The organism is Arthrobacter sp. D2-10, assembly GCF_054161285.1.
Window position 1 is genome coordinate 2,370,120 of sequence record NZ_CP096431.1, and the last position, 15,419, is coordinate 2,385,538.

Sequence of the window (15,419 nt, forward strand, 5' to 3'; positions counted from 1 at the left end):
TCAGCTCTGGCGCTTCTTGATTTCTTCGGTCGCTTGCGGCAGGACGGTTGCCAGGTCTCCCACAACGCCGAAGTCGGCGATCTCGAACACCGGGGCATCCGGATCCTTGTTGACTGCGACGATCACCTTCGCGGTCTGCATTCCTGCCTTCTGCTGGATAGCACCCGAGATACCAGCCGAAATGTAGAGCTGCGGGGAGACCGTCTTGCCGGTCTGGCCGATTTGAGCCGAATGATCGATCCACCCGGCGTCGGTCGCTGCCCTTGACGCCCCGACAGCTGCACCCAACGCATCCGCGAGGTCTTCGACGGGACCAAAGTTACCGTCCACTCCCCTGCCGCCGGCCACCACGATCCGGGCTTCATCCAACGACGGCCTGCCGCTCGCAGTCTTTTCGGTCCGTCCTGTAATGTGTGCGGCCGCGTCCGGCACTGCCACGTCCACCGTGCGTATTTCGGGCGCGGAACCGCCCTCCGGGTTTGCAACCTCGATGGTATTGGCCTTGACCGTGATGATGGGACGTCCGGTCGTCACGGCGCAGTTCACGCTGTATGACCCTGCGAAGACCGATTTCGTCGCACTGAAGTCCTCATTCACCGCTACTGCATCAGTGATGACGCCCGAGGACAGACGGATACCGGTCCGTGCTGCGATCTCCTTGGCTTCGAACGTGTTGCCGAGGAGCACGGCGTCGGCCTGTGATTCCTGGGCCGCTGCGGCGAGGAATGCGGCTTTCCCTGCCACCAGCAGCTCACCAAGCCCATCGGATGAAGGACGGTAGACGGTCCCTGCGCCGTAAGCGCCAAGCTCCGCTGCAACGCCGTCGGTCAGGTCACCGAGCACCGCGGCCGCCGGCTCGCCGAGGCTTCCCGCAAGGGTCAACAGTTCTCGATCGGTCTTGTGCAGGTTCTTACCGGGCGTGTCGATGTATACGAGGACTTTTGCCATACCAAAGGCTCCTTGAAGAGTTGTGTCGCTGGGAGGCTCTGCGGTCAGAGCAGCTTTTGCTCGGTGAGAAAGTCAACCAGCCGGCGTCCGGCGTCGCCTTCGTCGGTGATGATGACGCCTTGCGAGCGCGGCGGGCGCTGCTGCGCCTCATTGACCCGGGTCCAGGCACCTGTGAGCCCGACCTCCGAAGCCTCCAGTCCGACGTCGGCCAGACCGAGGGTGGTGATCTGCTTCTTCTTGGCCGCCATGATGCCCTTGAAGTTCGGGTACCGCGGCTCATTGATCTGGTCCGTAACCGAGACGACTGCCGGAAGATTGCTTTCCACGGTCTCGGCCACATTGTCGCTCTCGCGCTGCGCCGTGAGCTGCCAGGCGCCGCCGTCGTGCTGCAGTTCCAGTTTCGAGGCGAACGTGACCTGCGGAAGGTTGAGCAGTTCAGCGAGCTGTGCCGGGACAAGGGAGGTCTCCCCGTCGGTGGAGGCCATGCCGGTCACCACCAGATCGACGTCGCCAAGATGGCGCACGACGGCGGCGAGGGCACGCGACGTGCCGGAGGCATCCGATCCGGCCAGGGCGTCGTCACTGAGATGGACGCCCTCGTGGGCACCGATTTGCAGGGCCTTCTTCACGGCATTGACCGCCTGCGACGGGCCCATTGTGACGGCCGTGACTTTGTGGTCCGTTCCACCCAGGGCTTCCACCAGCTGCAGTGCCGCTTCGAGAGCGTACTCATCGAGTTCCGACAGGATGCTTTCCGAGCGATCGGTGGTGTTGTGCTCTCCGTTGAGGTGACGGTCGAACTGCGCATCCGGTACGTGCTTCACCAACACTGCGATATTCAGCGCGGAATGTGTCTCGTCCATTGGTGCCTTTCCTCCGGCTAGTAGCTGCCCGCACACAAGCTAACCACACAGGCATGCCGTTTACCGCAGCTATATGACGAAGCAGCAGCCCCCTCGAACGGGGGCTGCTGCTCGGTGGTTTTCGCTTGCTCTAGGCGGGTGCCTGTCCGACCGTGACATCGAGGGTCAGGGTCTCCTCACCGCGTTTCAGTTCCACCTGGGTGGACTCCCCTTCGGCGAGCATCCGTACCGCTGCGGTCAGGGACTTCGGATCCTCAATCGACAAGTCGCCGACTCGGGTGATGATGTCCCCTTCCCTGATACCGGCGGATTCTGCCGGGCTGCCGGCCTCGACGGACTGGACCTGGGCGCCGACGGAGAAGGAACTGCCCTCCCCGCTGCCGGATGCGGCGCCGACACTCACCCCGAGGAACCCGTGGGTCGCCTCGCCGTTGGCGATAATTTCCTCAGCCACGCGCTTCGCGTAGTTGATCGGGATCGAGAATCCGACGCCGATGTTGCCGGCGCTCTCGCCCGTTCCGGCCGACGCGATTGCCACGTTCACTCCGATGATGTGGCCCTGTGAATCGACCAGCGCTCCTCCGGAGTTCCCCTGGTTGATCGCCGCGTCGGTTTGAATCACATTGAGGTAGATCGAACCCTGGCCTCCCTGCTGCGGCGCCTGGGAGCCGTCAGGCGGGAGGAAGTTGAATCCGTCGCCCGGATCCTGCTCGGGTGCGTCGGCCTGTTCTTCCGGAACCGCCGAGGACTGCACGCTGATGGTCCTGTTGAGGGTCGACACGATGCCGTCCGTGACGGTTCCGCTGAGACCAAGGGGTGCGCCGATCGCGATGGCGACGTCTCCCACGTTCAGTTCGGAGGAGTCCGCCAGTGTTGCCGGCTGGAGGTCCGGAGCGTCGATCTTGATCACTGCAAGGTCGGATAGCGGGTCTGTTCCGACGATCTCTGCCGGGAAAACCCGCCCGTCATTGGTTCGGACTTCTACTGCCGCGTCTGCAACCTGGCCGCCGAGGGTCACCACGTGCGTGTTGGTGAGAATGTGGCCCTCCGCGTCGAGAATGATGCCCGACCCGGATCCCCCGGAACCGCCGCCGTTGACGGAGATAGTCACTACGCTGGGCGAGGCTTTGGCAGCAGCGCCAGTGATTTCGTTGACGTTCTCGGTGTCGTTGACCACAACGGACTGCGCCTGCGAGCCGCCGTTGTTTGAGGCCGGGTCGCCGGAGTCCAGCAGCGCGTCGGCACCGACAGCGACGCCACCGCCGAGGAGGCCCGCAACGAGCATTCCCGTAATGAACGTGCCTGTTCCCACCCGCTTCTTGGACTCGCGCTTCTTCGGGGGTCCGCCGGGGGTGGCGTAGGGTCCATATCCATTCGCCGTGCCCTGCGGCCGTGGATGTGCCGCGAAGGACTCCCCGCGTTCCTGTCCGGTTGTGTCGATCGGCGCCGTGAGGGGGTGGGCCTGATGCTGTTGCGTGGGCGGGATATTTGGGTTGTGGCTGGGGGGATTCTGCGGGCGGGGTGGAAGCGGTCCATCGTACGACCCGTTGTTCTCGGTCATCGTTTGTCCTTTCACTGGTGCTTCCTGAACTATGGCAAATCAGGCTGTATTAAAAGCTGATGTTTCCTGTACGAGCGCTGTGAACCAGCCGAATGGAGCCTTCACTTTCATTCTCCCGCATAGGCCGATCTGTCGCACCGTATGCAGTTTCGCTCGGGGCATAGCGCTCTCGGTGGACTGCCCCAGAAGCGCGCCATAGAATCGCAATCAGGCGGACCGGGGGATTAATGCCTTGCATTACGGCGGTTCGCCCGTTCCCGGAGCGCCCGGCGGACATGGCTGAAGGGTTGTGAATGAAGTCAAGCATCACGCGCGTCTGCTCCGCCGCGGGAGTTGGAACACTGGTTCTGCTCAGCCCACTCCTCGCAACTCCGGCATTTGCCGTTGACCCGGTCGACTTCAGTTCTGAGACCGTGATTGACCAGGCTGATGTCCTCTCCGACGCAGAGCAGCAACAAGTGGAGCAGGCGATCGGGCAGCTGCAGAGCGAGCACGGCTATACCCTGCACGTTGCCTACATCGATTCCTTCAGCAACCCGTCCAGCCCCCGCGACTGGGCCGCGGCAACTGCTGAAGCGAGCTCATTTCAGGCCGACGACGCGATTTTCGTTGTCAGCGTCGATGAAAGCAGAGGTGGCATTCTCGCCGATAGTTCAAGCGAGATCGACAATGAATCCACAGCTATCTACGAGAGTCTCGCCAGACCGGAGCTGAGTGGGGGTGACTGGGCAGGGGCTGCGATCGCAGCCGTAACCGGGGTTGACCAGGTTCTCGACGGCGGCGCCATTGGTACCGCCGGGACTTCCGCCGACGGCGGGGGTGGGGGCTCATTCCTTTTCATCGGCGGGCTACTCGTACTTGCCGGAGTCGGCGGTTACTTCTACCTGAGGTCCAAGGGTAAAAACCGCGGCTTGCAGCAGCAGCAGACCCAGTCGGCCTCAGAGATCGAGTTCGGACCGGGCCGCGGAGCGGACGGTCAGGTGCTGGATCCGCTGGCGTCACTCAGCGTGGAAGATCTCCGGCGCCGTGCCGGAACCCTGCTCATCGCAGCCGATGACGCCATCAAGTCCAGCGAGCAGGAGCTGGGTTTCGCCCAGGCCCAATACGGTGATGAGGCCGTTAAGCCCTTCGCGGAGGATATCGCCGCTGCGAGGGCTCACATGAGCGAGTCCTTCAAGTTGCAGCAGCAGCTCGACGACCACATCCCCGACACCGAAGAGGATCAGCGGAAGTGGCTCGGCGACATCATCCGCAGGTGTGATTCAGTCAACGCCAGCCTCCAGGAGCACAAAGCCGATTTCGATGCCCTGCGGAAGCTGGAACGCAATGCGCCCCAGGCCCTCGCTGAGGCACAGGCCGCAGCTGCGGATGTCAGCGCACGTCTTGCGGCGGCAGAGGGAACGCTGCGCCAGCTTCAGGGACGTTACGCTGGCTCAGCCACATCGCAGATCGAGGACAATGTTGACCAGGCACGGGAGCGGCTGCAGTTCGTCGACAACGCTGCTTCGACAGCCCAGAGGCAACTGACAGAGGGCAACACCAGCGCGGCAGTTGTAGCCGTCCGAGCCACTGAAGAAGGGGTCCACCAGACAAAGGTCCTGCTGGAAGCCATAGACCGGCGTGCCGCCGAGCTGTCCACCGCTGAGCGGGAGATGGAAAGAGCCGTCTCAGAGACGGCCCAGGACCTTGCCCAGGCACAGGCGATGGTCGCTGCTGGATCCAATCCGGAACTTGCAGGTCCAGTTGCCGGTGCAACCGCCGCCCTTGAGTCTGTACAGCGGGAGATTGCGTCGGGCAGGATCGATCCCGTCTCGCTTCTTCAGCGGGTCGAGAACGCCCACACACAGCTTGACGCTGCCGTTGGGGGCGTCCGTGACCAGGCGGAGCAGACCCGCCGGGCACGCGAGACGCTGCAGCACACCATCATGGCTGCCCAATCACGGATATCCGGTACCGCCGATTATATTCGGGCTCGACGCGGAGGGGTGGGCAGCGAAGCCAGGACACGTCTGGCTGAAGCGGAACGCAACCTCGATTACGCGGTGCGCATTCAGTCGCAGGATCCGGTCACCGCGTTGTCGCACGCTCAGCAGGCCGTGTCACTTGCGGAGCAGGCCGGCCAGATCGCGCAGAGCGATGTGGACGGCTTCGGCGGAAGGATGGGTGGTTTCGGTGGAGGCGGTATGTTCGGTGGCCGTGGTGACGGCATGGGGGGTGCCCTGCTCGGCGGTATCCTGATCGGCTCCATCCTCAACGGTGGCGGCGGCCACGGTGGGGGCTTCTTCGGCGGAGACGGCGGAGGCTTCAGCGGCGGGGACGGCGGCATGTTCGGTGGAGGCGGTTTCGGCGGGTTCGATGCCGGCGGCGGCGGTTTCGGTGACTTCGGAGGCGGCTTCGGAGATTTCTAGGAGAGCGACCTCAACCAGGCAGTAAATAGTCAGGCAGATCGAAAGGTATCCCATGGTAAAGCAATCAATATTCGGACGTATGGCAACACTGGCAAAGGCCAACATCAACGCGCTGCTTGATCAGGCGGAAGATCCGCAGAAGATGCTCGACCAGATGGTGCGCGATTACTCCAACAGCATCGCGGAGGCCGAAAGTGCGGTTGCGCAGACCATCGGCAACCTGCGGATGCTGCAGGAGGATTACAACGAGGACCGGGAGAACGCCCGCACCTGGGGCAACAAGGCCCTGGCAGCATCCAAGAAGGCCGACGAGTACCGGGCGTCCGGCGACACGGCGGACGCTGAGAAGTTCGACAATCTGGCCAAGGTCGCGATCCAGCGCCAGATTACCGCCGAGAACGAGGCCAAGGGCGCCGAGCCGACCATCGCGTCTCAGACTGAGATCGTGGAGAAGCTCAAGGGCGGGCTTAACCAGATGAAGGGGAAGCTCAACGAGCTGACCAGCAAGCGTGATGAGCTCATTGCCCGCTCCCGCACGGCAGCAGCTCAGGCGCAGGTTCATGACGCCATGAAGAGCATCGACTTCATGGATCCCACCAGTGAAGTCGGCCGATTCGAAGAGAAGATCCGTCGCGAGGAAGCACGCGTCCTCGGGCAGGCTGAACTTGCCAACTCGAGTCTTGACGCGCAGTTCGAAAGCCTGGAGGACCTCGGTGAGCAGAGCGAGATCGAGGCCCGGCTCGCCGCTCTGAAGTCTGGCAGCGCAGGCGCCGGCCAGTCCGCCATCGAGCAGGGTGAGGAAGTTCCCAAATACTGACGGCAGTTTCTGAACGCAAGACGGCGGTTCCTGACGGAGCCGCCGTCCTGTTTTCAGGCCTCCTGCCCTATCGAAAGCGCATAAGGCTAGGGCCGGCATAAACGACGCCTGTAGCCCGCCGGTAGATTGACCTGTATGGCTCTGACCGTAGTATGGCTTCGCGACGACCTCCGTCTAGCCGACAACCCTGCCCTGCACGCAGCAGCGGAGAGGGGTGACGTCGTCGTCTGTTACGTGCTGGATGAGGCGAGCGAGGACATAAGACCGCTCGGCAGCGCCTCCCGTTGGTGGCTCCATCACTCCCTGACGGCCCTCTCCGCTGGACTAGAAGCGCGCGGAATCCCGCTGGTCCTTCGGGCGGGCCGGGCTTCGAATGCAATACCGCGCCTTGTCGAAGAGGCAGGAGCGGATGCCGTCTACTGGAATCGTCGGTACGCGCAGGCCGAGCGAACTGTTGATGCGTCACTCAAAGCGTCCTTGCGCGCCGGCGGATGTGAGGTGAGCAGCTTTCAGGCGAACCTTTTGTTCGAACCGTGGGAGGTAACTACCGGAAGCGGCTCCCCGTACCGAGTGTTCAGTCCCTTCTGGAGGGCTTGCCGGCGCCTGCCCGACCCGCGCATGCCTCTCGAGGCTCCGTCCGCCCTGAGGGGTCCTTCACTCCCTTCTGCTGAGCTCGACAGCTGGCAACTGCTCCCCCGCACTCCTGACTGGGCAGGGGGTCTCCGTGAGACATGGACGCCGGGTGAGAAGACCGCACAGGATCTGCTTGCGAATTTCCTCAGTGACACTGTTGACGGTTACGCACAGGCCCGGCAACTGCCCAATGTGGAGGGCACGAGCCGTCTGTCTCCTCACCTCCGGTTCGGCGAGATCAGCCCCTTTCAGGTCTGGCATGCCGCTCGCGCCGGATCAGCACCATCGGTAGCAAATGACCTTGCCGTCTTCATCCAGGAGATCGGTTGGCGTGAGTTCTGCTGGCAGCTGCTCTATCATCACCCGCACCTCGCCACCGACAACTACAGAACGGAATTCAACGCCTTTCCGTGGCAGCAACCGGACCCGGAGGAACTGAACGCCTGGCGTTATGGCCGCACGGGTTATCCCCTGATCGACGCCGGGATGCGTCAACTGTGGCACACCGGCTGGATGCATAACCGGGTTCGCATGGCCGTCGGATCATTTCTTGTGAAGAACATGATGGTGGACTGGAGAGTGGGCGAACAGTGGTTCTGGGACACCCTCGTTGACGCAGATCCGGCGAATAATGCCGCGAACTGGCAGTGGGTGGCCGGCTCGGGAGCAGACGCCGCCCCCTATTTCCGCATCTTCAATCCAGTAACTCAGAGCAGGAAGTTCGACGCCGCCGGCGACTACCTCCGGCGGTGGGTGCCGGAGCTGCGCTCCGCAGCCCATGTCCACGAACCGTGGAAGGACGCGCCGCCGGGATACCCCGCGCCGCTGCTCGATCTCAAGGACTCACGCAACAGGGCGCTCACCGCATACCAGGAGCTGCGTCAGGGTTAGCAGCTCTCACCGACCGCCGCTTGAGCATCTCTGGAACGACCACCCAGAGAGCGAGAATGAGCACGAACAGACCGACCGCAGTAATGGTTCCCGCCGTCCGGTTCAACACGATATCGAAGATGAGACCGGTGGTCCCCACCAGGACCAGCGCTACCAGGAGCATGGTCATGCGCAGAATCCGGTCTGCGTTGCGCACAAGCGTTTCCTTGATCCTCAACCGGAAGAACGTCCGGTGCATGATCACGGTGCTCAGCAGCAGCGCCGTGATGAGGGCGGAGAGCACCACCAGGACCAGATACACGGTCACCTGGAACGCATCAAGATCGCTGAAACGGGACTGGAAGGGCAGCGTCAGGAGGAATCCCGTGAGGATCTGGATACCGGTCTGAAGCACGCGGAGTTCCTGCAATAGTTCAAGCCAGTTACGGTCGACGCGTTGCAGCGCGGTTTCTCCCCGTTCTTCATCACCACCCACCGGTCCCTGATCGATCATGGACATAGTGTAGGTGAGCGGCGCTGCCGACGGGCGAAACCGGCTGAGGAAACAGAGAAGGTCCTGGAAGCCGAACTTCCAGGACCTTCATCTACTTGTTGCGGGGGCAAGATTTGAACTTGCGACCTCTGGGTTATGAGCCCAGCGAGCTACCGAACTGCTCCACCCCGCGGCGTGATTACTACTCTACCCGCCGCGGGCTCGGATCCCAAATCGGGCTGATTCACCCTATTCGGTGGCTCCTCCAGAAGCCTCCGAGAGGCGCGTTTCAGCGTCCAAAGCCCGCTGCAGGGCCTGGTCGAGCCGCTCCTGCGCTTCCCCATAGGCTGCGAAGTCGCCTTCTGCGAGGGCCGTCTGGCCCTCTTGGATGGCGGTGTTAGCTTCCTGCAGAGCAGCCCGAAGATCGGCGGCCGGATCACCCGTACCCGGATCGGCCGGCGTGGTGGGCTCTTCGGTAGGCTCCGCCGTCGGTTCTTCCCCTGCAGGTGGAGCAGCCGGGTCGTCCGGCGTTTCACCGACATTTTCACTGTCGCCCGTTACTGCCCCAGAGTCGCCTTGGAACACCTGATCCAGGGCTTCATCCAGCGTCGGAGCAAAACCGACCTGCTCGCCGAAGCTCACCAGCACGCGCCGCAGGACGGGGAAGGACGAATCTCCCGAGGACTGGACGTATACGGGCTGCACGTAAGCGATGCCGCCGCCGATGGGCAGGGTGAGCAGGTTTCCGCTGATCACCTCGGACGCGCCCTGGCGCAGAAGGTTCAACTGCTGTGACACTTCGGTGTCGGAGTTGAAGAGGTTCGCTGCCTGGCCCGGGCCAACCGCCGAATCCTGCCCGGAAGAATCAAGCAGCCGGAGTGTTCCATAGCTCTCCGCCTTGACCCCGTCCTCACCGGTGCCCGCGTCGCCGTCCGCCGCGAGGAACCCGTAAAGGATGTTTCGTGGTTCCTGGCCTTCGGGAACAAACGGGATGAATGGAGTGGTGAGCGAGAAGCTGGCGGAATCCTGATCGGGCATCTGCAGCGAGAGGTAGAACGGAGGCTGCTTGACGTTCTGCTCGCCGTCCTCCAGCGTTGGGTCCACAGGGACCGCCCAGGCCTGGTTGTTGCTGTAGAAGGGTTGGGTCTCGGTCACGTGGTAGCGGGCAAGCAGTTCACGCTGAACCTTGAACAGGTCTTCCGGGTACCGGACGTGTGCCATGAGGTCTGCCGACATCTCGCTGAAGGGCTGCAGGGACGTCGGGTAGACCTTTTGCCAGGCCTTCAGGATGGGGTCCTGGTCATCCCAGGCATACAGGTTGACCGAGCCGTCATAGGCATCAACCGTTGCCTTCACCGCGTTGCGGATGTAGTTCACCTGTTCTGCCGGTAGGGCCGCGGTAACACCTTCCGCAGTGAGTGAGTCAACCGTTGCTGACTGGAGTTCCTGCTGCGTGGAGTACGGGTAGTCCGCGGTGGTGGTGTATCCGTCGATGATCCACTTGACGCGCCCGTCGACGATGGCCGGGTAGGTGTTGCTATCCAGCGTCAGGTACGGTGCCACCTTCTCGACACGGTCGACAGGGTCCCGGTCGTAGAGAATCTGCGATTCGCCGTTCACCTGGTCGGAGAGGAGCAAATCCGTCGATTGGAACTTCAGGGCATACACGAGCCGGTTGAAGAAGTTCCCCACCTGCGGGCCGCCCTCACCCTGGAAGGTGCTGCGCGCCTCTTGGTCGGATTCCTCCGTCTGCGGACGGTCGATTTCCAGGGGTGTTGCTCCATCCGGGGCACCCACGATTGAGTATTCGGGAGATTCCTCGCCGAAGTAGATGCGGGGTTCGAACGTGGTCTCGTCGCCGAGTACACCGGTCGAAGGGATGCCGGACTGGATGAACTCCGGACGACCGTCGGGTTCCACAGTGGAACCCGCAGCAGCCACCACGCCGTAACCATGCGTGTAGTAGACGTGTTCGTTGATCCAGCCTTCGGGAACGCCGGCCGTGTTGAGCTCGCGGACCGCGATGACGGTGTCCTCGATCTCACCGTCGATCTCGTAGCGGTCGACGTTGAGGATTTCGGGGAACTGATAGTACTGACGGAACTGCTGGAGCTGACTGAACGCGTCGCTCACCAGGTTGGGGTCAAGAAGCCGGATATTGGCGGTCGTCTCGCCGTCTTCGTTGAGCGCTCCTTCCTGGGGGACGTCCTCGACACCATAGTCATTGACCTGCACTTCATCGAGACCGTAGGCGGCACGTGTCATGGTCATGTTGCGTTCAATAAAGGGCTCTTCACGACTGAATTCCGAGGGGACTACCTGGAAGCGCTGTATCACCCACGGGTAGACACCACCGGCAAGAATGGCGGTGATGACCAGCATCGCCGTGCCGATCATGGGCAGACGCCACCGCCCGATGATCGCGGAAACGATGAAAAGCACAGCGACGATGACAGCGGCGGCGGCGAGGATTGCCTTGGTCGGAATGACCGCGTTGACATCGGTATACAGGGCACCGGCCCACTTGCCGTCGCCGCTGGTAACCGTGGCGTACCGATCCAGCCAATAGTTCACGCCCTGAAGAATCAGGAATAGTGCTGCGAGAACCGCGATGTGCGTCCGGGCAGCCCTACTTGTGAACAGCCCTTTTTCCTCCAGACGGATGCCACCGTACAGGTAGTGGGTGAGCACACCTGCAATGCCGCTGATCACCACAACACTGACAAGGAAACCGATCAGGAATCCGAGGAACGGCAAGGTGAAAACGTAGAACCCGATGTCCAGTCCGAACTGGGGGTCCTCCTCACCAAATGCCTCGGTGTTAAAGAAGAGGAGCATGCGCTCCCACTGGGACGAGGCCGCCGTGCCCGCGAAAGCGCCGAGCACAAGAGGGATGCCGAGCATGAGCAGCCGGCGAATGGGCTCGAGTTGAGCCTGGTAACGGTTCAGGTTGTCCTGGATGCTGCTGTCCGGCGCGTAGATCGGCCGTGATCGGTATGCGATCCGCAGACTCAGATAGACGCTTGCGCCCATGATCAGGAAGGCGGCGACAAAGAGACCGATACGTGCGAGATTCTCGGTGACAAATACCTCAAGGAATCCAAGCTGGTTGTACCAGAGCACGTCGGCGTAGACCTGGGAGAAGTACACGAATCCCACCACCAGCAGACCGAGAACGATCAGGGTAGGAATCAGCGGTCCACGCCGCCTGCTTGGGGCCGAGTACGGTTGGCTCGGCCTGCTGCTGAATGGCCGGTCTGGTCCGGATGTCACTATTACCTCATCCTCGGGGGTACGGAGTGCTGTGTGCGCTCAGCGGCGCATGGGTCCACTGTTGTTATTCTGCCCTGTGCACGTACGGGCCACACAATTCAGTTCCGCCCGGCGGGGGCCGGCCGTGAATCGTTTCCCAATCGTGTCCATCGCGGGTCTCACCGGCGAAATCAGTCCTCGCAGGACGGCAGATCAGCACCGCCGTCGTTCTCTTCACCCAGAGTGCGGACGGCTGTCACCGCGTCCTCAAGGGTCTCAACGCGGACCACCCTCAAGCCGTCGGGAACATGACCGGCGACTTCACCGCAGTTAGCCGCCGGAGCGAGAAAGACTTCCGCTCCAGATTCCCGGGCGCCCGCCAGTTTCTGCCGGATGCCGCCGATGGGTCCGACAGCGCCTGAGGAGTCGATGGTCCCGGTGCCGGCGAAATGCTTCCCGCCCGTCAACTGCCCATCAGTCAGCTTGTCCACGATTCCCAGCGCGAACATCATGCCGGCTGACGGGCCACCCACGTTGTCGAGGGCGATGTCGACGTCGAACGGGAACTGGAATTCGGACATCAGGAAGACGCCCAGCTGATAGTCACCGGACTCCCCCTTGCGTGGCTTCACCGTTTCGACGACCGTTTCACCGTCACGCGTGACGGTGATGTTCACGTCGTCGCCGCCCGAGGCATTCAGCGCATCCTTGAGCGGCTGCAACGCTTCGATCTCCTCGTTCCCGACACGGTTGAGCTGGTCTCCCTCCTGCAGAAGCCCTTCGGCGGCAGACTCAGGTGCGAATCCCACGACAGAAAGAGTTTCCTCGTACGGGATTTCCAGGTGGGCCAGGGCTGCAGCAACCGCCGATTCCTGCGATGAGGTCATTGCCTGTGCGTTCTGCTGTTCGACGTCCGACTCGGAAACGTCCGGGGGATAAACCAGTTCACGAGGGGTTACGGCCTGGGATGGGTCTGCCCAGGCACGGAACGCGTCGAAGATGCTGACGCTCTGACCGGGCCCGCCAGCGACGAACACGGTCGTGAGATCCAACGCACCGCCCGTGGGGTAGGTCTCTTGTCCGTCGATGGAAATCAACGGTTCGTCGTTGATCGCGCCGATGGTGTTGAATGTCGGACCGGGAGACTCGACCACGTACGGGGACGGCAGGAGGACTGCCGCAGCGCCAAGGCCAACCGCAAGCAGGCCGGAAACCGACATCACCGTGAAGCGGGGATCCCGTTTCACGGGGTCGTGCCGGGGCCTGTCCGTTCTCTGGGCGAGGGGCTGAATCAAGTGGTTCACCTTCGATTTGGGGGCGCCAAGTATCCCGGGATGGCGAGATTTCAGGGCATTCCACTCCAAGCCTACAAGCCCACCCTGCGCTCGAGGCGCCCCTGCAAACGTAGGTGCTTTGCCTAGAGCGAACTCATTCACGCTGTGCAGGACAAGTCCATTGGCTCCCGGTAACGTTTGAGGTCCTGAGCGACCGCAGCTGCAGGTTGGAGTAGGGCACCTTCGAAGCCCCCGCCGGATCCCGTCCGGCTTGCCATGCTCCGTCCAGCTTCAACCAGTTTCGACCAAGGACCGGTGGTATCGATGAGTTCCAATCCGTCGAACAACGAAGACGACACTCCCAAGGATCCGCTCTCTGAGATGCTTGAGCGTCTCATGGGCGGGAACATGCAGGGCATCGACCCACAGGAAATCGCGAAGGCAGCAGGGCTGCCCAATGACCCCCAGGCCATGGCGATGATGATGCAGCAGGTTCAGGCCATGTTTGCGGCACGGTCTGAAGGCCCGGTGAATTGGAGTCTCGCCCGCGATCAGGCCCGCCGCGCCGCCGCGACCGGCGGGGATCCCTCAGTGAGCAGCACCGCGAAGCGTGAGGTGGACGACGCACTCAGGCTCGCCGAGATGTGGCTGGACCCCGTCACCGACTTCCCGTCCACAGCCCTATTGGGCAAGGCGTGGTCCCGCGCCGAATGGGTCGAAGCCACCATGGACACTTGGCGGCGGCTCACGGAACCGGTAGCTACCAGCATCGCGCTCGCGCTCTCCAACGCCATCACGGAACAGATGCCGGAAGAAATGAAGTCCATGATGGGCGGTGCGGCATCGATGCTTCAGAACATGGGCGGCGCAATGTTCGGGATGCAACTGGGGCAGGCGGTCGGTGCGCTCTCGCGCGACGTCGTCAGTTCCACTGACATCGGCATACCCCTGGCTGAACACAGCATGGCCCTCCTCCCGGCTAACGTTGAGGCATTCGGTGAAGGCCTGGATATCTCCGACTACGATGTCCGACTGTTCCTCGCGGTGCGGGAGGCTGCGCACGTTCGGCTGTTCACCCAGGTGCCCTGGTTGACGGGACACCTTCTGGGTGCAATTGAGAGTTACGCCCGCGGCATTCACATCGACATGTCGAAGATCGAGGAAGTCGCCCGCGACATCGATCCGTCGAATCCCGAGTCGCTGCAGGGCGCGCTTTCCGAGGGCGTTTTCATGCCGGAGCGCACTGCCTCCCAGGAAGCGGCTCTCGCTCGTCTGGAGACCACTCTGGCCCTTGTCGAAGGCTGGGTCGATGAGTTGAGTGCGGCCGCCACCGCCAAGCTTGAGTCGTCGGTCGCGCTTCGCGAGATGGTTCGCCGCCGCCGCGCCACCGGTGGCCCCGCGGAGAACGCGTTTGCCTCGCTTGTGGGCCTGGAACTACGCCCCCGGCGCCTGCGCGATGCCGCTGCCCTGTGGGAACAGTTGCGCCAGGAGCGCGGAATCGCTGGGCGGGATGCCATCTGGCAGCATCCCGATCTGCTTCCCACACCTGAAGACCTTGACGATCCGGCAGGATTCAGCAAGCGGCGGCAGCTGGCCGAATCAGAGGACGCAGACGTCGACGCCGCCCTGGAAAAACTCCTCGCCGGCGGTTTCGAGCCAACCGCGGATGAGAAGTCCCAGGACGAGGATGCTCCTCCTGCAGCTGACGACGGCGACGATACCTCAAACGGCACAAGCGACGACGGCCGCTGACCCGAGCGGCCGGGTTACCGGCCGCTCAGACCGTGGTCTGCTGCATAGGCTGCACCAAGCAGGAACGCTTTGGCGGTTTCGGTGTGCGGGTAGCTTTTGAGCAGACTCCAGAAAGTCGCGTTGTGTGTTGGCTCGATGAGGTGTGCCATTTCGTGCAGGATCACGTAGTCGATAACCCAGTCCGGCATCCCCTGCAGCTTGTGGGACAACCGGATAGCGCCGGAAGCGGGTGTCGCGGATCCCCAGCGGGAGTTCTGGTTCGTGACCCAGCGGATGCTCGTGGGCATGCCCCTTCCGACCAGGTATTGCTTTGAAAGCTCGGAGGCCCGGTCGCTCAACCCGGATTCGGAGTGTGCCGGCCGCTGGGAATTCGCGTGAAGCTTGGCAACCATTCTCTCCACCCACTGCTTTTCCTGGCGCGCGCTGAAGGAAGCCGGAATCGAAACCACTGCAACGCCGTCGCGCAGGTCCACGCTGACCGTCCGGCGACGGCGGGCCGACCGACGCACCTCCACCGGGTATGGTGCCGGCGAATTATTCGCGGTCAT

General features: G+C 62.7%; 11 protein-coding genes and 1 tRNA gene. 4 read left to right on the forward strand and 8 right to left on the reverse strand.

Going from position 1 to position 15,419, the window contains the following annotated elements; all coding sequences use genetic code 11:
• The 3 genes from M1D74_RS11045 to M1D74_RS11055 form a co-directional block, all read right to left on the reverse strand.
• The gene (locus M1D74_RS11045) at nt 1-948 is read right to left on the reverse strand and encodes an electron transfer flavoprotein subunit alpha/FixB family protein (RefSeq protein WP_458115355.1); all 948 of its coding nucleotides are present in this window, start codon (nt 946-948) and stop codon (nt 1-3) included.
• A 44-nt stretch (nt 949-992) separates the two neighbouring features.
• The gene (locus M1D74_RS11050; protein ID WP_458115356.1) at nt 993-1,811 is read right to left on the reverse strand and encodes an electron transfer flavoprotein subunit beta/FixA family protein; all 819 of its coding nucleotides are present in this window, start codon (nt 1,809-1,811) and stop codon (nt 993-995) included.
• 130 nt (nt 1,812-1,941) lie between these two features.
• Nucleotides 1,942-3,372 (reverse strand): S1C family serine protease, encoded by a 1,431-nt coding sequence (locus M1D74_RS11055; protein WP_458115357.1) that lies wholly within the window; start codon nt 3,370-3,372, stop codon nt 1,942-1,944.
• A gap of 293 nt (nt 3,373-3,665) precedes the next feature.
• Between M1D74_RS11055 and M1D74_RS11060 the strand changes: the two genes are divergently transcribed.
• From M1D74_RS11060 to M1D74_RS11070, 3 genes are all read left to right on the forward strand, one after another.
• On the forward strand, nt 3,666-5,780 hold the full coding sequence (locus M1D74_RS11060) for a TPM domain-containing protein (RefSeq protein WP_458115358.1): 2,115 nt from the start codon (nt 3,666-3,668) through the stop codon (nt 5,778-5,780).
• Between the two features lie 52 nt (nt 5,781-5,832).
• Nucleotides 5,833-6,597, forward strand: coding sequence for a PspA/IM30 family protein (locus tag M1D74_RS11065; protein ID WP_309070927.1), 765 nt, complete (start codon nt 5,833-5,835; stop codon nt 6,595-6,597).
• A gap of 135 nt (nt 6,598-6,732) precedes the next feature.
• A complete protein-coding gene (locus M1D74_RS11070; protein ID WP_458115359.1) occupies nt 6,733-8,121 on the forward strand; it encodes a cryptochrome/photolyase family protein in 1,389 nt (462 codons plus the stop codon).
• Here the strand turns inward: M1D74_RS11070 and M1D74_RS11075 are convergent.
• From M1D74_RS11075 to M1D74_RS11090, 4 genes are all read right to left on the reverse strand, one after another.
• Complete coding sequence (locus tag M1D74_RS11075) at nt 8,090-8,614, reverse strand: DUF6328 family protein (RefSeq protein WP_309123600.1); 525 nt, start codon at nt 8,612-8,614, stop codon at nt 8,090-8,092. The two genes, M1D74_RS11070 and M1D74_RS11075, sit on opposite strands and share 32 nt — an antisense overlap.
• Nucleotides 8,615-8,712: 98 nt before the next feature.
• Nucleotides 8,713-8,786 (reverse strand) — tRNA-Met (locus M1D74_RS11080).
• A 56-nt stretch (nt 8,787-8,842) separates the two neighbouring features.
• Nucleotides 8,843-11,788: a UPF0182 family membrane protein gene (locus M1D74_RS11085; RefSeq protein ID WP_375164370.1), complete on the reverse strand. Its 2,946-nt coding sequence runs from the start codon at nt 11,786-11,788 to the stop codon at nt 8,843-8,845.
• 248 nt (nt 11,789-12,036) lie between these two features.
• Complete coding sequence (locus M1D74_RS11090; RefSeq protein WP_458115360.1) at nt 12,037-13,149, reverse strand: YlbL family protein; 1,113 nt, start codon at nt 13,147-13,149, stop codon at nt 12,037-12,039.
• Nucleotides 13,150-13,443: 294 nt separating this feature from the next.
• Here M1D74_RS11090 and M1D74_RS11095 point away from each other — a divergent pair, with 294 nt between their 5' ends.
• Nucleotides 13,444-14,871 (forward strand): zinc-dependent metalloprotease, encoded by a 1,428-nt coding sequence (locus M1D74_RS11095; protein WP_458115361.1) that lies wholly within the window; start codon nt 13,444-13,446, stop codon nt 14,869-14,871.
• Nucleotides 14,872-14,885: 14 nt separating this feature from the next.
• Here the strand turns inward: M1D74_RS11095 and M1D74_RS11100 are convergent, their stop codons facing one another.
• A complete protein-coding gene (locus M1D74_RS11100; RefSeq protein WP_309070932.1) occupies nt 14,886-15,419 on the reverse strand; it encodes a M48 metallopeptidase family protein in 534 nt (177 codons plus the stop codon).